Origin of the sequence: Chromobacterium alticapitis (genome assembly GCF_002924365.1) — a bacterium.
GTDB lineage: Bacteria > Pseudomonadota > Gammaproteobacteria > Burkholderiales > Chromobacteriaceae > Chromobacterium > Chromobacterium alticapitis.
Genome location: NZ_PQWB01000121.1, coordinates 41,093 through 65,660, shown reverse-complemented (window position 1 = coordinate 65,660; position 24,568 = coordinate 41,093). Strand labels below are relative to the sequence as shown.

Below are 24,568 nucleotides of genomic sequence, written 5' to 3'. Positions count from 1 at the left end.
AGCTTGGCAAGCACACGCGCTTGCGGATGAACACCAGCCCAACAGCGCCACCCATAGCCCCACTCCCTTCCTGAGGGAAGAGCGCAGTCAAGCTCCGGCTTGGCAAGCACACGCGCTTGCGGATGAACGCCAGCCCAACAGCGCCGCCCATAGCCCCTCTCCCCTCGCGGGAGAGGGGTTGGGGAGAGGGGGCCGATGCCGCTCTCTCATCCACAACCAGACAACGCCCAACTGGCAGACCATGAAAGATTGCCATGTTCAATAAAATACTGATCGCCAACCGCGGTGAAATCGCCTGCCGCGTCATCCAAACCGCCAAGGCCCTGGGCATCGCCACCGTCGCCGTCTATTCCGACGCCGACGCGAACGCCCGCTTCGTCAAGCTGGCCGACGAGGCCTACCGTCTCGGCCCGGCGCCGGCCGCCGAATCCTATCTGCGCGCCGACCGGATCCTGGCCATCGCCCAACAGAGCGGCGCCCAGGCGGTGCATCCCGGCTACGGCTTCCTGTCCGAGAACGAGGACTTCGCCGCCGCCTGCGAAGCCGCCGGCATCGCCTTCATCGGCCCGCCGGCCTCGGCCATCGCCGCGATGGGCAGCAAATCCGCCGCCAAGGCGCTAATGGAGAAGGCCGCCGTGCCGCTGGTGCCCGGCTACCATGGCGATGATCAAGATCCCGCGCTGCTGCAAAAACAGGCCGACGCCATCGGCTACCCCGTGCTGATCAAGGCCAGCGCCGGCGGCGGCGGCAAGGGCATGCGCATCGTGGAAAAGAGCGAAGATTTTTCCCCCGCCCTCGCCTCCTGCCAGCGCGAGGCGCGCGCCAGCTTCGGCGACGACAAGGTGCTGGTAGAGAAATACCTGACCAAGCCCCGCCACGTTGAAATCCAGGTGTTCGCCGACAAGCTGGGCGGCTGCGTCTACCTGTTCGAGCGCGACTGCTCGGTGCAGCGCCGCCACCAGAAAGTGCTGGAAGAAGCCCCGGCCCCGCATCTGCCCCAGGCCACCCGCGAAGCGATGGGCCAGGCCGCCGTGGCCGCCGCGCGCGCGGTGGGTTATGTCGGCGCCGGCACGGTCGAGTTCATCATGGACGTAGCCTCCGGCCAGTTCTACTTCATGGAGATGAACACCCGGCTGCAGGTGGAGCACCCGGTGACCGAGATGATCACGGGTCAGGACCTGGTAGCCTGGCAATTGGCCGTCGCCGCCGGCGGCGCGCTGCCGCTCAAGCAAGACCAACTAGCGATCCGCGGCCACGCCATCGAGGCGCGCATTTACGCCGAAGATCCGGACAAGGGCTTCCTGCCGTCCACCGGCGCCTTGGTCCACTTGGCGACGCCTGTAGAGTCGGCCAATGTGCGCATAGACACCGGGGTGGAGCAAGGCGACGCCATTTCGCCGTTCTACGACCCGATGATCGCCAAGCTGATCGTCTGGGGCGAAACCCGCGAGGCGGCGCTCAGGCAGATGGACGCCGCGCTGGCGCAGTATCAGATAGTCGGCCTGTCCAGCAATGTGTCTTTCCTGCGCCGCATCGTGAACCATCCCAGCTTCGCCAGCGGCCATGTCGATACCGGCCTGATCGCCCGCCATCACGACGACCTGTTGCCGCCGCCAGCCGCGCCGAGCGCCAAGCAATTGGCCCTGCTGGCCTTGGCCGAGGCGCTGGCCCAGCAAGCACCCTACCCGGCCGCCGCCGGCTGGCGCTTGAACGGCGGGCAGACGCGCCGTTTCGCCTTCCGTCTGGATGAAGAAGAGTACAGCGCGACGCTGCGCCACCAGGCGGATGGCTTCGTCGTTTTCGTGGACGGGCAATCGCTCCCCGCTCGCGCGCAATTGCAAGGCTCGCAGCTCTTGGCCGTATTGGACGGTTCCACGATCAAGGCCACCGTGGCGCGCCACGGCGCGCTGCGCGTCCTGTTCGAAAACAGCGAACGGCTGGCGCTGGAATGGGTAGATCCTTATGCCTACACCGAGCTGGGCGTGCATGGCGAAACCCACCTCAAGGCCCCGATGCCTGGCCGCGTAGTGGCATTGCTGGCCGAAATAGGCAAGAAAGTGGCCAAAGGTTCGCCGCTATTGATTCTGGAAGCGATGAAGATGGAACACACCATCACCGCGCCGGGCGACGGCGTGGTGCAGGACTTCTACTTCGCCGCCGGCGAGCAAGTAAACGATGGTGACGAATTGGTAGACTTTGCCGCAGAATGACCGAGTCATAAAACAAGCCACAAGGATTCGCCATGCACATCGCTCTGGAAAACATCCGCAAACTGCAGCACAGCGGCCAAACGGAACAAGCCTTGCGCGAGGCGCAATCGCTGCTGCGCCAACAACCGCAGCATGCGGACCTGCACTATCTGGCCGCCTGCCTGCATGACGGCCGCGGCGAAGAAACCGAGGCGATTCCTCACTATCTGCAGGCGCTGGAAATGGGCATCAGCGGCCACGATGCCGCCAGCGCCTGGCTAGGCCTGGGCAGCAGCTATCGCGCCCTGGGCCAATATCGCGAGGCCGAGATGGCGCTGCGCGAAGGCCTGCACCACTTCCCGGAAGACAAAGCCTTGCAAACCTTCCTGGCGATGGCCCTGTACAACCGCGGCCGCCACAAGGAGGCCGCCGAGCGGCTGCTGACCCTGCTGGCGCAAACCAGCGCCGACGAGAACATCCGCCGCTACCAGCAAGCCATGCGCTTCTACGCCCAGGACCTGGATAAAACCTGGTAAGCCCGATCAGCACGCGGAGGATGCAAGAATGGACCCCATCATCATCGACCACCCCGGCCTGGCGCTGGCCGGCTACAGCATCGCCACCGGCAAGCGGGATGACGACAACCTGCGCCAGATTCCCGCCTTTTGGAACGATTATTCAGTCAAGCTGCGCCAGCCTTTGCTGGATGCGCTGCAACGTCCCCATGCGCCGGAATACGGCGTGGTCTGCGACTTCGAACCATCCAGCGAGCGCTTCCGCTACTTGATAGGCATGGAATGCCCGGACGAGCGCGCGCTGCCGGACGGCTGCGAACGCCGCCGAATCGCGCCGGCCAAATACGCCGTGTTCTCCACGCAGCCGGCCGCGCCAGCCGATTTCGGCCAAGCCATCGTCCAAACCTGGCAGCACATCTACCAACACTGGCTGCCCGCCTCCGCCAAATGGGAGCACGCCGCCGGCGAAACCTTCGAGCGTTATGACGGCCGCTGCGCGCCTGGCCAGGAGATGTTGCAAATGGACATCTACATCCCTGTGCGGGCCAAGGCACTCTAAGTTGAAATTCCCATGAATGAATCCACAGTCGCAATGATCAACTGGCCGCGAGGCTTGTTCTTTCTAGGCCTGTTCCTGCTTCAGCTTGGCTTGCTAACTGACCGCATCCACAGCGAACAGGACAGATGGCTGGTCAGCCACACCGCAATGATTACCATTAATCTTATGTTCGCCATTCACTACATAGTCCCTAGGCGCTGGCAAAAATAGCCTGCCCGATAGCAAATTTTCGAATCCACTCATGAATCGAAATGTCGTGAACGCCATGAAACACGTGAAGATAGTCGAAGTCGGCCCGCGCGACGGGCTGCAAAATGAAAAACAGACAGTGGATGCCGCCGTCAAGCTGGAGCTGATCCGCCGCCTGGCCGACAGCGGCCTGAGCGCGATAGAGGCAGGCGCCTTCGTGTCGCCCAAATGGGTGCCGCAAATGGCCGGCAGCGCCGAGGTGCTGGCCGGCTTGGACCTGGCAGGCCCCATCGCCTATCCGGTGCTGGTGCCCAACGACAAGGGGCTGGACGCGGCGCTGGAGGCCGGCGCGCGGGAAATCGCCGTATTCGGCGCCGCCAGCGAGAGCTTCAGCCAGAAAAACATCAACGCCAGCATCGCCGAAAGCCTGCAGCGCTTTGAAAGCGTGACGCGGCGCGCGCTGGACGCCGGCCTCAAGGTGCGCGGCTACGTATCCTGCGTGGTGGGCTGTCCTTACGAGGGCAAGATCGCGCCGCAAAAAGTGGCCGAGGTGGCCAAGGCGCTGTCCGATCTGGGCTGCTACGAGATTTCACTGGGCGACACCATAGGCGTGGGCACGCCGGCTTCGGTGCGCGAGATGCTGGACGCCGTGCTGCGCGCGCTGCCGGCGGAACGCCTGGCCGGCCACTTCCACGACACTTACGGCATGGCCATCGCCAATATCCGCGCCTCGCTGGATGCCGGACTGCGCGTGTTCGACGCCTCGGTGGCGGGCCTGGGCGGCTGCCCTTACGCCAAGGGCGCGTCCGGCAATGTGGCGACCGAGGATGTGGCCTATCTGCTCGCTGGCGAGGGCTACCACAGCGGCATCGATCTGACTAAACTGGTGGCCGCCGCCTGGCACATCGCCGACGCGCTGGGCAAAGCCCCCGCCTCCAAGCTGGCGCACGCGCTCGGCCGCCAGGGCTAAACCATATCGGCCGGCCCGTCCCCATCAAGAGAGCAACAAAGCGGGCCGCCACAGGAGAAATCATGCAAGCAAGCAACACCCCGATCTGGACGCCTTCGGCCGAACGGCTGGCAGGCTGCCATCTCACCGCCTTCACCCGACTGGCCGAAACCGTGTGGGGCCGCCCGCTGCCGGACTACCGCAGCCTGTGGCACGCCAGCGTGGAGGACCCGGCTCGCTTCTGGTCCCTGCTCTGGGACTATTGCGGCGTGATAGGCGACAAGGGCGAGGTGGCGCTGGAGAACGGCGACGACATGCTGTCCGCCCGATTCTTCCCGCAAGCGCGGCTCAATTACGCGGAAAACCTGCTGCGCCGAAACGACGACAGCCTGGCCGTGGTATTCCGCGGCGAGGACAAGATCGAGCAGAAACTGAGCTGGCGCGAGCTGAACCAGCTGGTTTCCCGCCTGCAGCAGGCCATGCGCGCAAGCGGCATCCAGCCGGGCGACCGCGTGGCCGGCTTCATGCCCAATATGCCGGCCGCGCTGGCCGCCATGCTGGCCGCCAGCAGCCTGGGCGCGGTATGGACCAGCGGCTCGCCGGACTTCGGCCTGGACGGCGCGCTGGACCGCTTCGGCCAGACCGAGCCCAAGCTGCTGTTCTGCCCGGACGGCTACTGGTACAACGGCAAGGCCGTAGACATCCGCAACAAGATGGTCCAACTGGCCGAATCCCTGGACAGCGTCGCCCGCGTGGTGGTGGTGCCCTATATCGGCGACGGCGCGGACTTCGCCGCCGCCGTGCCCAAGGCCCAGACGCTGGACCGCTACCTGGCCGCCTACGATGCCCGCCCAGTGGAGTATGTCCGCCTGCCGTTCAACCATCCGCTGTTCATCCTGTATTCCAGCGGTACCACCGGCAAGCCCAAGTGCATCGTGCATGGCGCCGGCGGCACCTTGCTGCAGCACCTGAAAGAACATCAGCTGCATGCCGACATCCACCCCGGCGACCACTTCTTCTATTTCACCACCTGCGGCTGGATGATGTGGAACTGGCTGGCCTCGGGCCTGGCCTCCAGCGCGGCGCTGATGCTGTACGATGGCTCGCCGTTCGCCGACGAGGGCCGCGTGCAGTGGGACTACGCCGCGGAACACGGCTTCACCCACTTCGGCACCTCGGCCAAATACATAGACAGCCTGCGCAAAACGACCATCGTGCCGGCGCGCGACTGGAAATTGCCGCGACTGCGCAGCCTGTTCTCCACCGGTTCGCCGCTGGTCGCGGAAAGCTATGACTGGGTCTACGCCAACATCAAGCCGGACCTGAACCTGGCCTCCATCTCCGGCGGCACCGACATCGTGTCCTGCTTCGCCCTGGGCGCCCCCACCCTGCCGGTCTACCGCGGCGAGCTGCAATGCCGCGGCCTGGGCATGGCGGTGGACATCTACGACGAGCTGGGCCGCTCCGTATGGCAAGAGAAGGGCGAGCTGGTCTGCGCCAAGCCCTTCCCATCCATGCCGATAGGCTTCTGGAACGACCCGGACGGCGCCAAATACCGGCAAGCCTATTTCAGCCGCTTCCCCAATATCTGGTGCCATGGCGACTACGCCGAAATCACCGCCCACGACGGCGTGATCATCTATGGCCGCTCCGACGCGGTGCTGAACCCCGGCGGCGTGCGCATAGGCACCGCCGAGATCTACCGCCAGGTGGAAGCTTTCCCCGAAATCCTGGAAAGCCTGGCAGTCGGTCAGCTCTGGCAAGACGACGAGCGCGTGGTCCTGTTCGTCAAGTTGCGGGAAGGCGCGCAGCTGGACGAAGACTTGGCCAATCGCGTCAAGACCCAGATCAAGAACGGCGCCAGCCCACGCCATATCCCCGCCCGCATCATCGCCGTGGCCGACATCCCCAAGACCGTCAGCGGCAAGATCGTCGAGCTAGCCGTGAAGAACATCATCCACGGCCGTCCGGTCAGCAATGTCAGCGCGCTGGCCAATCCAGAGGCGCTGAAGCTGTTCGAGAACCTGAAGGAACTGGGAGAGTAAACCCCGCATGCGAAGACGAGGGCCATGGCCCTCGTTTTTCATTGCCGAATGGGCGCTGCCCATCCGCCTTCTATCGCATTCGGGTCAACCCGGATATTCGCGCCGCGCGGCTCAATATTTCGAACCCACCGCTTATTTACAAATATTCATCATCCGATTCGCCACGGCATTCGGTTTTTCGGCCGAATTGATTTGATAAATGCGCGAAATCGGTTTATAGTCGCATTGTTATCAATTTTGCAAAGGCTTACCGTGGACAACGACGGTTCTAGTCGATCTTCGATCGCAGTATAGCCTTGCAGGATAGCCCGCAGAAGAAGCACCCCTCCTCTGCCGCATCCTGCAAGACAGGATGTGGTGTCTTAACCGGCCCCTAGCCGGCTCCGTATGGCAAACCCAGAATTCGCAAAACTGACAAAACGCGCCTTCCCGGCCCCTTGTCTTCATGCGCCTCCGCGGAATGCCGACACCCCGCTCGACAGATCCAGCACCCGATGTTTGCGCCAGCTTTCGTCTCGTAGGAGGTTCCCATGCCAGAAGAACCAGAACCGCGAGCGGCTGCGACGCAATGCCGCATGACAGGCTGATTCCCCATCGGGAATAGCCGGATTGCGGTTGCGCCAAATACGCTCGTTTCAATATTGGACAATCATTCCCTATTTCGGTTTATTTAAACCGAAAGGGACGGCTATTACCTGTTGAAATAAAATGGGGGATTCAAAATGCGCGCCCTGAAATTATTACACCTGCTCAAATTCTTTAATCGCAATCACGCGGCGGACTACGCTGAATTCCGCCTGAATATCGTTTGCGACAATACTGTGATCACCACGCTGCGTAAGCGTCTGTTCTGGGAAATGCATGATCTGGGCCTGCGCGCCTCGCAAGTCACCATAGGCCCGGATAGCCAGGCCAGCCAGAGCAAGCTATCGGTCGTGCTGAGCTGCCCGCTGGCCCGCCGCCAAGATCTGAACGATATGGCGCTGCGCCTGAGCCAGCTGCCGGAAATCCGCCGCGTGCACTGGGGCCGCCGCCTGTCCGCCGCCTCCTCGCAGCCACGCGCCCTGCTCCACCCCAACCGCGCCAAGGCGGCCTAAGCCGCTTGCGCTGAAACCAGGCAGCTGCCGGCACGCGCCGGCCAGCCCAAGACCAACGAGAAACCCATCATGCCAGAAGAGCCCGGACCGCAAGCCTTCACGATCCGCCGCCGCTGAGGCCTCCCCCGCTCGTAAGCATCGGGGCATGCCGCGCCGCGGCATGCCAACCCGACCCCGCCCGCCGCCCGACAAGCGGCGAATACCGGCTGTCGCCGCGCGCCCTGAAGCGCGCGGCCGGCCTGTTTCCGACCAGGAGCTTACGATGCAAAATCTGTTCATCAGCCCGCGCCAACAGAGCGTCTACCAGCTGTCCATCATCTGCCCGTCCATGTCGCTAGGCATCGCCCGCCACGAAATCCGCAGCCAGGCGCAGAAGCACGGCCTGCGCATCCAGCAATGGCGGGAACAGCCGCAGCCGATCGCCAAGGACACCAGCCACACGCTGGCGCCCTGGCTGATCAGCGCCGACTTCCGCTGCGGATCGGAAACCTGCATGCATTTCCTGCAAGGCATCGCGCAACGCCTGGCCACGCTGCCGCTGACTCGCGTCAAGGTCGACTGCCTGTCCACCCCCGCTCCGGCAGCAAGAAGCCGCGTCAGCGCGCTCTAGCCCTCTAACCACCCTTGGGCCGGCAGCCAGCCGGCCCCTCCGCAACACAGGAGCAGGCATGACATAAGCCCAACGCACCTTGAATGAGATGCCATCCGCTGGGGCGTTCGCACAGAGCGCCTCAACGGGCGGCAATGTTCTCTCGATCTACGAGCTGACACATTGTCGGCGCCGATGCCTCACGGCAGGGATGGTCACGCCCGCGGCGCCTGGAGATTTGCCATGACCAAACAGACTCACCACCACAAAAGCCGCGGCTTCATCGCCACGCCCGGCAAAACCCGCGACAAGCAAACCCACCGGCTGGCCAACGAAGCGCAATGGTCCGCGGATGAAACCCTCAAGCGCCTGCGCAGCCATCCGGAAGGACTGACCGCGACCGAAGCCGCCCAGCGCCTGCACCAGTTCGGCCCCAATGAAGTCGCCCACGACAAACCGCCGCACGCGCTGATCCAGCTGCTGGCCGCCTTCAAAAATCCGTTCGTGATGGTGCTGATCATCCTGGCCGCCATCAGCTACGTGATGGACATCGCCATGGCGGCGCCGGACGATCAGGACTGGACCAAGGTCATCATCCTGGGGAGCATGATAGGCGTCAGCGGTCTGCTGCGCTTCTGGCAGGAGTTCCGCTCCGCCAAGGCCGCTGAAAAACTGAAGTCGCTGGTGCGCAACACCGCCACCGTGCAGCGCCGCCCTACTTCGCAAACCTCCCCCATCCGCATGGAAGCGCCGATGAGCGAACTGGTGGTCGGCGACATCATCCACCTGCAGGCCGGCGACATGGTTCCGGCCGATATCCGTCTTTTGGAGTCGCGCGATCTATTCATCAGCCAGGCCGTATTGACCGGCGAGGCGCTGCCAGTCGAGAAATACGACACTTTGGGCGCGGTGTCCGCCAAGTCCGCCGACGATCAGGCATCCGGCGACGCCGGCCTGCTCGATCTGCCCAATGGCTGCTTCATGGGCACCAATGTGGTGTCCGGCACGGCGCGCGCAGTCGTGGTGGCCACCGGCTCCGACACCTATTTCGGCTCGCTGGCGCGCAATGTGGTCAACCACAAGCGCATCGAAACCAGCTTCGACAAAGGCGTCAACAGCGTATCCTGGCTGCTGATCCGCTTCATGCTGGTGATGGTCCCCATTGTGTTCATGATCAATGGCGTCACCAAGGGCGACTGGATGTCCGCCTTCACTTTCGCGCTGGCGGTGGCAGTGGGCCTGACGCCGGAAATGCTGCCGATGATAGTCTCCGCCAATCTGGCCAAGGGCGCTGTGGCGATGGCGCGGCGCAAGGTAGTGGTGAAGCGGCTGAACTCGGTGCAGAACTTCGGCGCGATGGATGTGCTGTGCACCGACAAAACCGGCACGCTGACCCAGGACAAAATCATCCTGGAGCAGCATTACGACGTGCATGGGCGCAAGGATGAATCCACGCTGCAACTGGCCTGGCTCAACAGCTTCCACCAGAGCGGCATGAAAAACCTGATGGACATCGCCGTCGTCGCGCGCGCCGACGAGCTGGGCGAACGCGTCAAGCTGCGCCACTATGCCAAGGTGGACGAGCTGCCTTTCGATTTCGAGCGCCGCCGGCTGTCGGTCATCGTGCAGGATCAGAATTGCCAGCACCTGATGGTGTCCAAGGGCGCGGTGGAGGAAATGCTGGCGGTATGCAGCCATCTGCAGGACGGCGACGACGTGCGTACGCTCAATGCGGAAGAACGCGCCCGTCTGCTGAGCCTGAGCCAGGAATTCAACGCCGAAGGCTACCGCGTGCTGGTGGTCGCCACGCGCCATATTCCAGCCGACGCGCGCAAGGCCGCCTACCAGACCGCCGATGAGAAAGGCCTGGTGGTGCGCGGCTTCCTGACCTTCCTCGACCCGCCGAAAGACTCCGCCGCGCCGGCCATCCAGGCGCTCAAGGAATACGGCGTGACAGTCAAGGTGCTGACCGGCGACAACCCCATCGTCACCGCCAAAGTGTGCCGCGACGTCGGCCTCAATCCAGGCAAGCCGCTGCTGGGCCAGGACATCGAGGCGATGGACGATGTGGCGCTGTGCGCCGCGGTCAAGCACGCCACCATCTTCGCCAAGCTGACGCCGCTGCAGAAATCGCGCGTAGTCAAGGCGCTGCAGGCCAATGGCCACACCGTGGGTTTCCTCGGCGACGGCATCAACGACGCGCCGGCGCTGCGCGACGCCGACGTCGGCATCTCGGTGGACAGCGGAGCAGACATCGCCAAGGAAACCGCCGACATCATTCTCTTGGAAAAGAGCCTGATGGTGCTGGAGGAAGGCGTGATCAAGGGCCGCGAGACCTTCGGCAACATCCTGAAATACCTGAACATGACCGCCAGCTCCAACTTCGGCAATGTGTTCTCGGTGCTGGTGGCTTCGGCCTGGCTGCCATGGGAGCCGATGCTGGCGATGCAGCTCTTGCTGCAAAACCTGATTTACGACCTGTCGCAGATGTTCCTGCCCTGGGACAAGATGGATCCGGAATTCCTGAAAAAGCCGCGCAAGTGGGAAGCCGGCAATATCAAGCGTTTCATGCTGTGGCTGGGACCCACTTCCTCGGTATTCGACATCACCACCTACATCCTGCTGTGGACGGTGTTCGGCGCCGGCGCGGCCTACCACCTGCATGGCGGCGACGGCGGCCAACTGATCATGAACTCCGGCTGGTTCATGGAGGGCCTGATCTCGCAAACCCTGGTGGTGCACATGCTGCGCACGCGCAAGATTCCCTTCCTGCAAAGCACGGCGTCCCTGCCGGTGCTGCTGTCGACCTCGATCGCCATCGCCATCGCCTGCTATCTGCCGTACTCGCCGCTCGCGGCCTCGCTGGGCTTCATCCAACTGGACCCCAGCTACTTCTGGTGGCTGCTGCTGACCATGGCCGGCTATCTCGCGCTGACTCAAACGGTGAAAACCATTTACATCAAGCGCTACGGACAGTGGTTCTAAGCCCTAACCGCGCCAGAGGCCGCTCCAGAGCCGGCCTCCTTCCATGAGCCTCACAAGCCCGGCCTCGCCGGGCTTTTCCATTCCCTCGCCCTCTCCCTGCGCCCTTCCCGCCTACCTCGTATTCATACTTAGCACATTGAGCCTGCCAAAAAATTCCCTTTTTAATCATCAAATTAAAATCAATCATCATGAATGATAGACCTATGGCGCGCCAATAGGTCAAGTGTTCTTTTATTTCCATCGCCCCGCGCCTGCATTACCACTCAAATGGTATCGGCATGTATTCCAAACCGGAGGAGGCAGGGCATGAGCATTGAACAGCCAGGACAAACCAAGCGCTGGGCGCGCGATTACGTGTTCGACATCCTGAGCCAACTGGGCATACACCGGATTTTCGGCGTGCCCGGCACCAACGAGATTCCCATCATAGACGGCACCTCCTACCCGGAAAACGGCGTGGAGTACATCGAGTGCCTGCATGAGAACATCGCCATCGGCGCCGCCATGGGCTCCGCGCGCATGACCGGCAAGCCCGGCGTGCTGGTGGTCCATGTCACTCCCGGCATCGCCCACGCCATCGGCAATCTGTTCAACGCCTGGCGCTCGCAGGCGCCGCTGGTCATCCTGTGCTGTCAGCAGCAGAACGAACTGGTCACCCAGGAACCGCTTCTGGCGTCCAATCTGGTAGACCTGGCTCGCCAATACACCAAGTGGGCGCACGAGGTGCGCACCGAGCAGGAATTCCCCATGGTGCTGCAGCGCGCCTTCAAGGAGGCGATGGCGCCGCCCAACGGGCCGGTGTTCGTCGCCATTCCGTGGGAATTCACCATGCGCCGCATCGGCGACGATAACCGCATCAAAGGCGTCACGCAAATCTCGCCGCACTTCACCGCCGACCGCCAGGCCATAGAACAAGCCGCCCGGCTGCTGCGAGAAGCCAAGAGTCCCATCATCGTGACCGGCGACGCGGCCGGCTACGCCCAAGCCTGGCCGGAGCTGCAAGAAATGGCCGAACTGCTGGGCGCGCCCGTGCTGCAGCAAACCTTCAGCAGCCTGGCCAACTTCCCCAACAACGACTACCACTGGCAAGGCGAGCTGCCCGGCAGCCAGGCCGGCGTGCAGCAGGTCTTCGCCGGCCACGACGTCGCCTTCCTGTGCGGCTTCAGCAATCAGGCCCAGATCACGGTCTACAAATACAGCGATGGCCCGCTGATCCCGCCTAACGTCACCCAGGTCTATCTGAGCAACAACACCTGGGACATAGGCAAGAACTACTACGGCGAGTCGGCGCTGTTCGGCGACCTGAAAACCACGCTGCCGCTGATCAACCAGCTGATTGGCCAACAGCCATCGTCCGCCGCCGCGGCGCGCAACGCCAAGCTGAAAGAACTGGCCGCGCAGCGCAAGGCGGACTGGGATGTCTATTTGCGCGAAGCCATGCACCAGAACGAGATCTGGGCCGTGGTGATCGCCGACGCGCTGCGCAAGGAGATCGCCGAGCGTGATCTGGAAAAGCAGTTCGTCTACGTGCACGAGGCAGTGTCCGATCCGGCGCCGTTCCAGTACCTGCTGCCCTTCACCAACGACGCGGCGCAACCGATCAGCTACTACTGTGTCGGCGGCGGTTCGCTGGGCTGGTCCATGCCTGCCACGCTGGGCATCAAGCTTGAAGAAAGCGGCAGCCAGGGCATAGACACCCGCTTTGTCGTCGCCGCCACCGGCGACGGCTCCTCGCTGTTCTATCCGCAAACCTGGTGGACTGCGCAGCATCGCCAATTGGGCGTGCTCTACATCATCACCAACAACCACGAATACCACACGCTGCAAATGGGCCTGACCCAGGTGGAGGCGATGTACGGCGACGCGCCCGGCTACGAATGGACGGCGCGCACCCAGGATCCGGAATACCTGCGCATCCATCGGCCCAAGCCGGACTTCGTCACCCTGGCCAAGGCCTTCGGCGGCATGGAGGGCGAAATCGTCCGTCATCCGGAAGACGTGCGCGCCGCGGTGCGCCGCGGCATGGACCATGTATTGAAGGGCCATGCTTACGTACTGGACATGCACACAGTGGGCCTGGACCAGCCGCCGCCCACGCCGGAGGAGGCCAATGTCCGCTACGAAAAACAGCCGCGGCTGGATTGCTATCACTTCGGCGGCGAGCAAAACCGCAGCGCGGACAGGCCAGACATGCCGGGCAATGTGCCGGTGATCTTCTAACGTTCCCCCAGAAGGAGAAAACAGCATCATGGCTGAAGAACAATTCGACATCGCCATCATCGGCGGCGGCGTCTCCGGCGTGTACTGCGCCTGGCGTCTGAAGCAAACCCATCCCGGCAAAAAGATCGCCGTTTTCGAGGCCAGCAATCACATCGGCGGCCGCCTGCTGTCGGTGCGCCCGCCGGACATCCCGGACATGGTGGCGGAACTGGGCGGCATGCGCATCCTGCCAGCCGTGCAGCCCTTGGTCACCCACCTGATCCATGAGCTGAACAAGGAACTGCCGGACGATGAACAGATCACGCTGTACGACTTCCCGGTGGACGAACCGCAAAACATCGCCTTCCTGCGCGGCGTTTATCTGCGGCTGGCCGACTTCACCAGCAACCCGGACAGCGTGCCCTACCAACTGAACTTCCTCGACCACGGTCAGAGCGCCGGCGCGGTGATCGTCAACGCGATCGAGCAGATCGTGCCCGGCATCACCAATCCCAGCCTGAACGAGGAGCAGCGTCGCGAAATGGCGCAAAGCGCCGAGTTCGGCGGCGTGCCGCTGTACAAGCAGGGCTTCTGGAATGTGTTGCTGCGCGTGATCACTGGCGAAGCCTACCAATATGCCGAAGACGTCGGCGGCTACGACTCCACGCTATGCAATTGGAACGCCGCCGATGCCATTCCCTGGTATCTGTCCGATTTCGGCGTCAATCCGGAATACAAGGGCTTCAGCAACGGCTTCCAGCAAGTGCCGCTGTCCTTGGCTCAGCTGTTTGAAGAAATGGGCGGGGAGATCCGGCTGGAATCCAATGTTTCCCATATCGCGCTAAAGGGCGACGGCTTCTCGTTCCAGGTCAACGGACAAGCGCACGCAAGCCAATCGCTGATCCTGGCCATGCCGCGCCGCTCGCTGGAACTGCTGACCGCCAACAGCCCAGCGCTGCAGGATGCCAAGACCCAGGCGCTGATTTCCACCGTCACGCCGCGGCCGCTGTTCAAGCTGTTCACCACCTATGACAGCCCCTGGTGGCGCAACACCGGCTGCAACGCCATTGCCGCCGACGGCCAGTCTACCTATGTGCCGGTGCAGTCTGGCCGCTCGGTTACGGACCTGCCGGTGCGCCAGACCTATTACTGGCCGAAAAGCAATGGGCAGCCGGCCACCTCGGGCCACGCCATGCTGCTAGCCAGCTATGACGACGGCGACAACACCGGTTTCTGGGACGGTTTGCGCGCCAAGCGGCGCCAGCCGAGAGCACGCGGCCTCGATGTCGCCCCGTTGGCGGACCCCTTCATCGGCGCAGACGACAATGTGCAGCGCAACGAACTGGCCTGGCACCAGTACAAGGCGCCGCGGATGATGACGGAGGAAGTCACCCGCCAGCTCACCGTGATGCACAGCCTGTCCTTCACGCCGAAAGTGCGCAACGCCGCCTACCGCGACTGGGGCGATGATCCGTTCGGCGGCGGCTGGAACAGCTGGAACATAGGCGTGAAGAGCTGGGAAGTGAAACACGCCGTGGTGCAGCCGACCGATCTGCCGCTGTATATCTGCGGCGAAGCCTACTCCGACGCCCAGGGCTGGGTAGAAGGCGCGCTGCAGACCGCCGGCTATCTGCTGGAAAAACTGGGCGTAACGCCCTTCCCCAACTAAGCCTCCAAACCAGCCACCAGCCCGCCGCGCCTCCCGCGCGGCGGCGCATCCCATCCTTCATAGGCGGAACATTCGTCCGCAGCCGCGTGCCGCCAACCCTCGCCACCATTGCCCACCAAATTGACTCATCTGGCCGAACTGCCTCGAACCCATGCCCAGCACCCAAGCACTAGATCGCCGGCGCATCCGCCTCGACCGCCAGATCTTGTCCCTCCTGGCCTATGACGAACTTCACTATTGAAGACAACGCTTAGACGACGACAAGCAGCAGCGTGCCAAACAAAAAACTGCCGCCCCTTCTCAGGAGCGGCAGTTTTTCTTCCATGCGCCAATGTCAGCCCATCAGCGCCTTGCCCGGCATTAGAAGCTATGGATCATGTTCAGACCAAGGCCGCGCAGCTTGTTGTCGCTGCCGACAGCGCCAGTGTTGGAGAAGATGTTCTGATCAGCCTTGATTTCACCGTATTGCAGGCCGAAAGTCGTGCGCTTGGACATGTGGTAATCCACGCCAACCAGGAACTGCTTATAGCCGGTGTTGTCCTGACGTACGCCGTCCTTATCGAAATCCTTAGCTTGCACATAGGAGAACTTCGGCGTGAAAGCGCCCAGGGAGTAGGCCGCGGTCAGCGCGTATTCCTGCGACTTGTACTTGCCGCCATCCAGATCCGGCGCGTTATCGCCTTGCAGGAAGTTCAGCGGCGTGATGGAGCGATCGCCGCGATCATTGCGGTAGCCGAAGGACAGCAGCAGGTTGTTGGCATTGTAGCCAGCTTCCAGGCGATGGCTGTCGTTGGCGCGCGTCTCGCCGGCAACGCCCAGGTTCACCGGGGTGGCGTGAATGAACTGGTACTTGCCGAAGAAGCCGCTGTTCTCGTAGGACAGACCCAGGTTGTAGGTTTCGCGCTGGGTAGTCGCCGCATCTGCGTTGAACGCGCCGTTCTTGTCTTCCTTGGTGCCGTACAGGAAGGCAGCCTGGAAGCCGTTGTAGTTGGCGGTGTCGAAGCGGATGGCGTTCTTCACGCGCACATCGTCGCGGCCGTAAGCATCCAGCTGCAGAGCGGAGCTGGCGCTCTCCCAAGTGTTCACCATGCCCATGCTGTCATCGCTGAAGGTGGACAGGTTGCCCAGGCGTACCTTGCCGAAGCCGGTATCCAGGCCAACGAAGGATTCACGGCTGGCGAAACTGCCATAACCCTGACGGTTGGTGCCGTCGATGTCGAAGCCGCTTTCAACCTGCCAAATCGCCTTCAGGCCGCTGCCCAGATCTTCGCTGCCCTTGAAACCGATGCGGGAGCCAAGGTCATCGACGTTGGTCTTGTTCATGCCGTCGCTGTGAACATTTTCCACGCCGGCCTTGAGCGTGCCATAGATGGTGACATCAGCGAATGCCGCTGCCGGCAGGGTGGCCACAGCCAGGGCGATCAGAGTTTTTTTCATCGTGCACATCCTATTGGATAGTCTTAGAAAGCGATCACATACTAATTTCCAATAGCACAATGTGCAAGCAATCACTCTCGAATTGGTTGTATAAATACAACAAAAACCATAAATACAACACAGCTAGTAAAGTTCAAAAAACAACTAATTATTAACAATATTGATCATAAATGAACATTAATATCTATTAATAATTCGTTTGCGTTTTTTGCATAAAAAAAGGCCCGCTGCAGCGGGCCTTATGAAGGATAGACTTGACCTGAATCCTCATGAACCAGAAATTAACCCTGTTCCAGCGAACTCAATTTAGATTGTATTTGCTACCAATAAAAACATCAAGCTCGCCTATGTAGGCAATTGTCAATCAGTGTTAAGCCGCTCGCTGAGCCGGGAAATTCAACTCGGCGCACAAACCGCCCTGAGGATGGTTGAACAGCAGGATGTCGCCGTCGTGCTCGCGCGCGATGGCGCGGGCGATGGCCAATCCGAGTCCGCTGCCGCCGGTATGCTTGGCCCGGGAATGCTCCAGCCTCACATAAGGTTCGAACACCCTTTCCAGGTCGGCATCGGCAATGCCGGGACCGTGGTCGCGCACCAGCACCTCCACTCTCCCATCCCGCTCCAGCAAGCGCACTTCGATGACGCCGTCGCCGCCGTAACGCCGCGCGTTCTCCAGCAAATTGGCGATGCAGCGGCGCAGCGCCTGCGGCCTGGCCAACAAAGGCTTGACCGGCTCAGACGCGTAGCGCACCTGCGCGCCCAGCGCTTCGATATCCTCGATCGCGCCCTCCAGCAAGGCATCCAGATTCAGCAGCACGCGGCTTTCATTACCCTGGCCCAGCCGCAGATAAGCCAAGGTATCGCCGATCAGCTGGTCCATCTCGACCAGATCGCGCTCTATCGCCTGCCGCTGCGGCGATTCCTGCAACTGTTCCAGCCTCAGCCGTATGCGGGTGATCGGCAGCCGCAAATCATGCGACACGCCGGCAAGCATCTGACTGCGCGTCTGCAGAAACCGCTGCAGCTCTTTCTGCATTCGGTTGAAGGCGCGCGTGGCGTTGACCACCTCCTGCGTGCCGGTTTCCGGTAAAGCCGGCTGATCCAGATTCGCGGCCAAGCCGGAGGCGGCTTTGGAAAACAAGGCCAGCGGCCGGGTCAATCGGCGAACCGCCCAGGCTGAAACCGCAGCCACCACCAGGGCGACCAGCAACAGCCAGGCCGTCACCCGCCATGGCGTTTCCTTGGGCGACACCACCTGGCCGATGCGAAAGGTCGCCACCGTACCGTCGCGCAAGGTCACCTGCACCGTCGCCATCTGGATTTTCAACTCCTGCTCGCCCGCCTCCATATCGCTGGGCACCGCTTTGACCCCGAACTGCTTGTCCGCGGGCGAGAAGACATGCATGCCCGGCTCCATGAACGGCGTCAGCAACCCCTCGGGCGCATTCGGCTCGTCCTCGCGAAAGGACAGCACCTGCATGCGATACGGGAAATTCAGGTCGTCGCGTATCAATTGGCACAACATGCTGGCTTCCGGCCAATCGGCCTTGCGGCTGTCCAGCCAGGGATGGCCCAACACCACCTGCACCAGCGGCGAAGACATCGCGCCGGCCAGCTTGCCGCGGTTGGCCGGCGGCGTTTCATCCAGCAGATTGATCATGTCGGCCAAATGCTGCGCGACGTATTCGGCGCGCAAGGTGCGCGTCAGCTGCTCGCGATCGGTCAGCACCAGGGCAATGCCAATCACATTGGCCAGCAGCACGCTGGTCAGCAAAGTCAGCAGCAACTGGCCGTACAGCGTGCGCGGCAGACGCCTCATCGAACCGGCACCACCTCGCAGGCCAGCATATAGCCGCCGCTGCGTATGGTTTTGATCAGCAGCGGCTCGCGCGCGTCGTCGCCCAGCCGCTTGCGCAGGCGTCCTATCATCACATCGACGGTGCGGTCGAACGGCCCGGCTTCCTTGCCGTTCATCGCCTCCATCAATTGGTCGCGCGACATGACGCGCTGCGGATTCTCGGCCAGCGCCTGCATCAGCTTGAACTCGCCGCCGGACAGCGGCGTCACCACGCCTTCGCCATCCACCAGGTGCTGGGCGCCCAGTTCCAGCCGCCAATCAGAGAACTGCAGGGCGCGCAAGGAGCTGCTGTTGCGCTTTTCATCCATTCTGCGCAGGATGCTGCGCACGCGGGCCAACAGCTCGCGCGGGTTGAAAGGCTTGGGCAGGTAATCGTCCGCGCCCATTTCCAGGCCGATGATGCGGTCCAGTTCATCGCCGCGGGCGGTCAACATCAAAATGGGGATGCTGGAGCGCGAGCGCAGATCGCGACACAAGGTCAGGCCGTCGGTGCCGGGCAGCATCAGATCCAGAATCAGAATATCGAACGACTGCTCGGCCAGGGTGCGATTCATCGCGTCGCCGTCGCCCACTGCGGCCACCGTCATGCCTTGAGAGCTCAGATATTCGCTCAGCAGGTCGCGCAGATCCGGATCATCATCAACGATAAGCAAACGAGGGGCTTGTGACATCAAGACTATTCCTAAGGTTTTATGATTATGAAGACCAGTTGGCCCGCGACGCATGGCCATCGGACAAACGGGCGCCTGCCGAGATGCGGCAGACGCCCGTTCAGTTTGAACCATGCAAACGGCAATTGGTTCCTCGCCTCGCGCTCAAGCCGGGTCGAAATCCGCCGCCAAAGCCCGACACGCAGCGCGGCATATAAGCCGGAGCTAGCCTGCCGCCCCCCTCGTTCGGTACAGCGAATAGCCGACTCCGCCGCCCAGCAGCGACACAGTCAGCAGCAGCGACAATGCCGTCGGCAGCTTGAAGGCCACCAGGCCGATATCATGCAGATACACCAGCCCCACCTTGACGCCTATCAGCACCAGCACCAGCGCCAGCGCGTACTTCAGGTAATGGAAGCGATGCACCATGGCCGCCAGCGCGAAATACAGCGCGCGCAGGCCCAAAATCGCGAAAATATTGGAGGTATAGACCAGGAACGGATCCTGCGTCACCGCGAAGATCGCCGGAATGCTGTCCACCGCGAACACCAAGTCGGCCGCTTCCACCAGGATCAAGGTCAGCAGCAGAGGCGTCGCCCACCAGCCAGCCGCCAGTCCATGGTTTTCGCCCCGCACCAGAAACGCGTTGCCGACCAGGCCCGGCGTCAGGCGCATGCGGCGACGCAGCCACTTGTACAAGCCCTGCTGCTCGAGCGGCATCGGTTCATCGTCGGCGGCGAACAGCATCTTCAGGCCGGCGAACAGCAGGAAGGCGCCGAACAGCAACAGCACCCACTGGAATTGCGCCACCAGCGCCGCGCCGGCGCCTATCATCAGCGCCCGCATCACGATGGCGCCCAGAATGCCCCAGAACAACACCCGGTGCTGGTAAGCACGCGGCACCGCCATGCTGCCGAAGACCAAAGAAATCACGAACACATTATCCAGCGACAGCGACTTCTCCAACAGATAGCCGGTCAGATACTGCACGCCGGCGTCCGCGCCGCGATACCACCATACCCAAGCGCCGAAGGCTAGGCCGACGCCGATATACATCGCCGACAGCTTCAGGCTTTCCTTCACGCCGATTTCACGGCCATCCTTCTGCAGCACGCCCAGGTCGAAGGCCAACAAGGCCAGCACGCCCGTCATGAACATGATCCACACCCACAGCGGATAACCCAGCGCCGGGGACATCAGTAACTCGATCAATTGCTTGCTCCGTCAATTCGTTGCGGGCGGCTCTCGCCGCCCCTAGTCTCAGCCGCGGCCTTCCAGCGCGACAATGCGCTCTTCCATGCTCGGGTGGGTGGCGAACAGGCCCAGCAGGCCGCGGCCGCCGGCGATGCCCGACGCGGCCATGCTCTTGGGCAGGCCGTCGGCCTCGATGCCGCCCAGGCGGCGCAGCGCGTTGGCCATGGGCCGCGGCGAACCCAGCAGCTCGGCGGCGCCTGCGTCGGCGCGAAATTCGCGCTGGCGCGAGAAGTACATCACAACCAAAGAGGCCAGGATGCCGAACACGATTTCGCAGACAATCACCGTGACGAAATAGCCGATGCCGGTGCCGGCGGCGCTGTTTTCCTCGTCGCGCTTAAGCCAGCTGTCCACCAGATAACCCACCACGCGGGCCAGGAAGTAAACGAAGGTGTTGACCACGCCCTGGATCAACGTCAGCGTCACCATGTCGCCATTACGGATGTGGGCGATTTCGTGCGCCAGCACCGCCTCCACTTCCTCCTCATTCATATTGGCCAGCAGGCCGGTGGACACCGCCACCAGCGAGTTGGAGCGGCTGGGGCCGGTGGCAAAGGCATTGGGCTCGCCCTCGTACACTGCGACTTCCGGCATGGGCAGGCCGGCGCGGTCGGCCAGCTTGCGCACGGTATTCAGCAGCCAGGCCTCCGTCTGGCCTGCCGGCTGCGTGATCACGCGCGCGCCGGTGCTCCACTTGGCCATAGTCTTGGACAAGGCCAAGGAAATGAAGGCGCCGCCGAAACCCACCACCGCCGAGAACATCAGCAGCATGCCCAGATTCAGGCCGCCCGCGGTGACGAAGCGGTCCAGCCCCAAGAGGCGCACGCTCACGCTCAACACCAGCATCACGGCGATGTTGGTGGCGATCAGCAAAATCACCCGTTTCATGTTTCGATCTCCAAAATTGACTTCGTATATATGGCCCAATGCAAAACCTAGGCCTCGTTGCAGTGTAGGTTATGCAAACCATCGAAAAAAGCAGCTAAAATCTGATTATTAATTCCATTTTTTCGAACTGTCAGATGGAAAAACTCAACTACAAACACCTGCAATACTTCTGGGCAGTCGCCCGCACCGGCAGCGTGACCCGCGCCGCCGAGCAGTTGGGCGTCAGCATGCAAACCATCAGCGGCCAAATCGCCAAGCTGGAGCGGCAACTGGGACGCGCGCTGTTCCGCCAGCAGGGCCGCGGACTGGAACTGACCGAAGCCGGCCGGCAGGCCCAGGGTTACGCCGATCGCATCTTTCTGCTGGGCGAGGAGTTGGCGGAGGCCATGGCCGACGCGCGGCTGGACCATATGCAGAGACTGGCGGCGGGCATATCGGACGTGCTGCCCAAGAGCATCGCCAGCCGCCTGCTGCGGCCGGCCATGCCGACAGAGCCGGGCCAATTGCGTCTGAGCTGCAGCGAAGGCGACTTCGAGGAATTGATGGGCGAACTGGGCCGCCACAAACTGGACCTGGTGCTGGCCGACCGTCCCGTCGCCAGCGGCGAGCAGCAACAGTACCAGTCCTGGCCGCTGTTGCGCTGTCCCGTCCTGCTGCTGGCCAGCCCCGAACTGAGGGCGCGTTACCAGCCCGGCTTTCCCGCCAGCCTGCGGCAAGCGCCCCTGCTGCTGCCCAGCCGCGACTATGTGCTGCGCCGCCAGCTCGAGCATTGGTTCGAGTCGCAGGACATCCGCCCCACGGTGGTAGGCGAATGCGATGACTACGCGCTGATGGAAACCTTCGCCAGGCAAAGCCTGGGCCTATGCCCCACGCCGGCCTTGGCCGACGACAGCGACGCGCACCCGGGATTGGAGGCCATAGGCATGCTGGAAGGCGTTTGGGAGCACTACTATGTCACGGCCAGCCGCCGCAAATTGCAGCACCCTGCGCTGCTGGCCATTCTCAACGCCTGGAGCTGAAGCGACAAACGGCCGCGCCCGCGGGACCGATGGATGTTCCAGCCATTCTATCCATATGGAAATTGACGGATAATAGGCCGCATACCGCGCTTCCCTACAATAAAGACAAGGCCGCCTACGAGTCACCATGCGTCAACACAACGGTTTCACCCTGTTAGAGTTAATGATGGTCATCGCGATCCTGGCGATCATTCTGGCCTTCGCCGTGCCGGCTTACCAGAACACCGTGGCCATGGAGAGCATACAAGCGGAGAGCAGCAATCTGTACAGCGACATCCTCTATGCGCGAAGCGAGGCGATCAAACAGGGGCAGTATGTCCTGGTCTGCCAATCCAGCAATAGCGGCACCGTCAGTCCAACCTGCGACGCCGCCGGCGGCAACAGCGCAGACTGGAAAGTGGGCTGGATAGTGACAACAGGCAGCAGCTGCGTCGATGGCACCAACGGCAGCGTGCTGCGCAAGCAAAAGGCCTTCTCCAGCAAGGATTCGGCCGCCTACACCAATCTGGCCAACCCGCCGGCCTCGGGCACCACGCCGTTCTGCTTCAACCGCATGGGTTACTCCGCTTCCGCCAATACCGGCAAAGTCGCGGTCAGCAGCGCTGCCAGCGCCAGCGCCACCAAATATTGCGTGGTCGTGGAGGCCTATGGCCATCCGGCCATCCTGCGGCAAGGCCAAACCACGCCCACAGGGACGACATGCCCATGAACGCGCGCCCACCCTTACGCCAGGCGGGCATCAGCATGCTGGAAGTGCTGGTGGCGCTAATCGTCATTTCGCTGGGGCTGCTCGGCGTCGCCGCCATGCAGGCGGCCGCCATCAACAACACCGGCATCGCCCGCAGCCGCAGCCTGGGCGCGATTGCCGCGGACAGCATGGCCGCCTCCATGCATGCCAACAACGCTTACTGGGCCGCCTTGACCAGCGCCAACAGCAACAGCTGGACCGTCACATCCAGCAGCATCACCGGCGCTCCCATCATGACACTGCCGCCGAAGGATTGCGCCGCCTCCAGCACCACCTGCAACAGCGCCGACATGGCTGTCTATGACACATCCCAGTGGGGCCAGCTGCTGGGCACGCTGCCAGGAGGCAGCGGCCAGATAGCCTGCGCCCCGTCCACGACCAACTCTCCCGCCTCGTGTCTCATCACGGTTTCCTGGCAGGAAAAGCTATCCAAGGTCAACGCCGCCTCCATGACGGCGGCCGCGACATCCAACGCCCAATATCAGATGGTGGTGGTGCCATGACGCGGCTTAGGCAACAAGGCAGCGGCCTGATCGAAGTCATGGTCGCCCTCGCCATCGGCCTGCTGCTGCTCAGCGTGCTGGTGATGATCTTCACGTCGACCAAGCTGGCCCAGAGCAACCAGAGCGGCCTGGCTCGGCTGCAGGACAACCAGCGCACGGCCATGACGCTGATCAACACCATCGTGCAATCAGCCGGTTATTACCCGAACCCGCAAGCCCAAGCGGTCACCGATGCCTTGCCCGCTTCCGGCGCCTTCGCGGCCGGCCAGTCCATAACCGGCACCAGCGGCGTCTCGGGCGCGTCGGACACGCTGAGCATACGCTTCGCCACCGCGCCGAACGACGGCGTACTGAACTGCAACGGCACCTCCAATACCGGAGCCGGCAATACCATTTACATCAACCAATTCGCCGTCAACGGCAATAATCAGCTGACCTGCGCCCTGAACGGCGGCACAGCCCAGCCGCTGGTGGACGGCGTCGCCAGCATGAGCGTGCTATACGGCGTAGACGGCGCCGGCAATGGCTCGGTCAACCACTACTATCCGGCCAGCACCCTGCCCAGCGGCGCCGTGGTACGTTCAGTCAAAGTCATACTGACCATGCTCAACCCCCTATCCAGCCAGGTGACCGTCCAAAACCCTGCGACCAGCTCGCTGACGGTATCCTGGGTAATCGGGGTGATGAACCAGCTATGAAATCGCCTCAACGCCCCCCCTCTCCGCAAAGCGGCTTCACGCTGATCGCCGCATTGATGATCCTGATCGTGATCACCATCATCGGTCTGGCGCTGATGCGCGGCGTCGGCCTGCAAGGCCGGATGGCCGGCAACATCCGTGAAAAGGGACGCGCCTTCGAGGCCGCCCAGGCCGCGGTCGATTACGCTGAGTGGTGGCTGATCCAGCCCGGCAATGCCAGCTCGGCCACGGCCAGCTGCTCGGCGGCGCAAACGTCACTGACGCTATGCAGTGGCGCGCTGACCAGTCCAACCGACCCGAGCACCTGGAACGGCTACACCTACGCCCTGCCCAACGCCGGCCTGGCCAGCAATGCCGCCTTCTACCAGTCGCCGCAACTCTACATCCAGTATTTGGGCCTGAACAATGCCGGCAACGGCGCGCTGTATCAGATCACCGCCCTGGGCTACGGCGGCAACTCCAGCTCGATAGTCGTATTGCAAAGCACCTACACGCTGTATTCCGGCGTCAAAAACCTGGGGAAATGAC

At 62.6% G+C, this 24,568-nt stretch carries 20 protein-coding genes; 15 read left to right on the top strand and 5 right to left on the bottom strand.

All coding sequences use genetic code 11. The annotated features are described in order from the left end of the window. Nucleotides 1-254: 254 nt before the first annotated feature. From C2I19_RS18735 to C2I19_RS18685, 10 genes are all read left to right on the top strand, one after another. Nucleotides 255-2,210 (top strand): acetyl/propionyl/methylcrotonyl-CoA carboxylase subunit alpha, encoded by a 1,956-nt coding sequence (locus tag C2I19_RS18735; protein WP_103904145.1) that lies wholly within the window; start codon nucleotides 255-257, stop codon nucleotides 2,208-2,210. A 32-nt stretch (nucleotides 2,211-2,242) separates the two neighbouring features. Further along, on the top strand, nucleotides 2,243-2,725 hold the full coding sequence (locus C2I19_RS18730) for a tetratricopeptide repeat protein (protein WP_103904144.1): 483 nt from the start codon (nucleotides 2,243-2,245) through the stop codon (nucleotides 2,723-2,725). Between the two features lie 28 nt (nucleotides 2,726-2,753). After that, nucleotides 2,754-3,263 carry a GyrI-like domain-containing protein gene (locus tag C2I19_RS18725; RefSeq protein WP_103904143.1) on the top strand — a complete coding sequence of 170 codons (510 nt, stop codon included), beginning with the start codon at nucleotides 2,754-2,756 and terminating at the stop codon, nucleotides 3,261-3,263. A 241-nt stretch (nucleotides 3,264-3,504) separates the two neighbouring features. Beyond that, nucleotides 3,505-4,422 carry a hydroxymethylglutaryl-CoA lyase gene (locus C2I19_RS18715; RefSeq protein WP_439647051.1) on the top strand — a complete coding sequence of 306 codons (918 nt, stop codon included), beginning with the start codon at nucleotides 3,505-3,507 and terminating at the stop codon, nucleotides 4,420-4,422. 62 nt (nucleotides 4,423-4,484) lie between these two features. Continuing rightward, entirely contained in the window at nucleotides 4,485-6,446 is a 1,962-nt protein-coding gene (locus C2I19_RS18710) for an acetoacetate--CoA ligase (protein WP_103904141.1), read from the top strand. 722 nt (nucleotides 6,447-7,168) lie between these two features. Continuing rightward, nucleotides 7,169-7,543: a hypothetical protein gene (locus tag C2I19_RS18705; protein WP_103904140.1), complete on the top strand. Its 375-nt coding sequence runs from the start codon at nucleotides 7,169-7,171 to the stop codon at nucleotides 7,541-7,543. A 262-nt stretch (nucleotides 7,544-7,805) separates the two neighbouring features. Then, the gene (locus tag C2I19_RS18700; RefSeq protein ID WP_103904139.1) at nucleotides 7,806-8,153 is read left to right on the top strand and encodes a hypothetical protein; all 348 of its coding nucleotides are present in this window, start codon (nucleotides 7,806-7,808) and stop codon (nucleotides 8,151-8,153) included. 222 nt (nucleotides 8,154-8,375) lie between these two features. Then, nucleotides 8,376-11,117: a magnesium-translocating P-type ATPase gene (gene mgtA, locus C2I19_RS18695; RefSeq protein WP_103904138.1), complete on the top strand. Its 2,742-nt coding sequence runs from the start codon at nucleotides 8,376-8,378 to the stop codon at nucleotides 11,115-11,117. Between the two features lie 306 nt (nucleotides 11,118-11,423). After that, nucleotides 11,424-13,337 (top strand): thiamine pyrophosphate-binding protein, encoded by a 1,914-nt coding sequence (locus C2I19_RS18690; RefSeq protein WP_103904137.1) that lies wholly within the window; start codon nucleotides 11,424-11,426, stop codon nucleotides 13,335-13,337. A gap of 28 nt (nucleotides 13,338-13,365) precedes the next feature. Further along, nucleotides 13,366-14,985: a flavin monoamine oxidase family protein gene (locus tag C2I19_RS18685; protein ID WP_103904136.1), complete on the top strand. Its 1,620-nt coding sequence runs from the start codon at nucleotides 13,366-13,368 to the stop codon at nucleotides 14,983-14,985. Nucleotides 14,986-15,345: 360 nt separating this feature from the next. Here C2I19_RS18685 and C2I19_RS18680 read toward each other — a convergent pair whose 3' ends face one another. The 5 genes from C2I19_RS18680 to htpX all read right to left on the bottom strand — a co-directional run bounded on the left by C2I19_RS18680 (nucleotide 15,346) and on the right by htpX (nucleotide 21,072). Then, nucleotides 15,346-16,422 carry a porin gene (locus C2I19_RS18680; RefSeq protein WP_103904135.1) on the bottom strand — a complete coding sequence of 359 codons (1,077 nt, stop codon included), beginning with the start codon at nucleotides 16,420-16,422 and terminating at the stop codon, nucleotides 15,346-15,348. 370 nt (nucleotides 16,423-16,792) lie between these two features. Continuing rightward, on the bottom strand, nucleotides 16,793-18,241 hold the full coding sequence (locus tag C2I19_RS18675) for an ATP-binding protein (RefSeq protein ID WP_103904134.1): 1,449 nt from the start codon (nucleotides 18,239-18,241) through the stop codon (nucleotides 16,793-16,795). Then, nucleotides 18,238-18,951: a response regulator gene (locus C2I19_RS18670; protein ID WP_103904133.1), complete on the bottom strand. Its 714-nt coding sequence runs from the start codon at nucleotides 18,949-18,951 to the stop codon at nucleotides 18,238-18,240. The genes C2I19_RS18675 and C2I19_RS18670 overlap by 4 nt, the downstream gene beginning before the upstream one ends. Before the next feature lie 204 nt (nucleotides 18,952-19,155). Beyond that, nucleotides 19,156-20,127 carry a TerC family protein gene (locus tag C2I19_RS18665; RefSeq protein ID WP_103904132.1) on the bottom strand — a complete coding sequence of 324 codons (972 nt, stop codon included), beginning with the start codon at nucleotides 20,125-20,127 and terminating at the stop codon, nucleotides 19,156-19,158. 63 nt (nucleotides 20,128-20,190) lie between these two features. Further along, nucleotides 20,191-21,072, bottom strand: coding sequence for a protease HtpX (gene htpX, locus C2I19_RS18660; protein WP_103904131.1), 882 nt, complete (start codon nucleotides 21,070-21,072; stop codon nucleotides 20,191-20,193). A 134-nt stretch (nucleotides 21,073-21,206) separates the two neighbouring features. On the opposite strand from htpX, the gene C2I19_RS18655 reads away from it, so the two are divergent. The 5 genes from C2I19_RS18655 to C2I19_RS18635 all read left to right on the top strand — a co-directional run bounded on the left by C2I19_RS18655 (nucleotide 21,207) and on the right by C2I19_RS18635 (nucleotide 24,567). Further along, nucleotides 21,207-22,091 (top strand): LysR family transcriptional regulator, encoded by an 885-nt coding sequence (locus C2I19_RS18655; RefSeq protein WP_103904130.1) that lies wholly within the window; start codon nucleotides 21,207-21,209, stop codon nucleotides 22,089-22,091. Nucleotides 22,092-22,218: 127 nt separating this feature from the next. Then, nucleotides 22,219-22,800 (top strand): GspH/FimT family pseudopilin, encoded by a 582-nt coding sequence (locus tag C2I19_RS22640; protein WP_103904129.1) that lies wholly within the window; start codon nucleotides 22,219-22,221, stop codon nucleotides 22,798-22,800. Next, a complete protein-coding gene (gene pilV, locus C2I19_RS18645; RefSeq protein WP_158253763.1) occupies nucleotides 22,797-23,342 on the top strand; it encodes a type IV pilus modification protein PilV in 546 nt (181 codons plus the stop codon). Before C2I19_RS22640 ends, pilV begins: the two co-directional genes overlap by 4 nt. Next, the gene (locus C2I19_RS18640; RefSeq protein ID WP_103904127.1) at nucleotides 23,339-24,040 is read left to right on the top strand and encodes a PilW family protein; all 702 of its coding nucleotides are present in this window, start codon (nucleotides 23,339-23,341) and stop codon (nucleotides 24,038-24,040) included. The genes pilV and C2I19_RS18640 overlap by 4 nt, the downstream gene beginning before the upstream one ends. Further along, nucleotides 24,037-24,567 (top strand): pilus assembly PilX family protein, encoded by a 531-nt coding sequence (locus C2I19_RS18635; RefSeq protein ID WP_103904126.1) that lies wholly within the window; start codon nucleotides 24,037-24,039, stop codon nucleotides 24,565-24,567. The genes C2I19_RS18640 and C2I19_RS18635 overlap by 4 nt, the downstream gene beginning before the upstream one ends. Nucleotide 24,568: the final 1 nt, after the last annotated feature.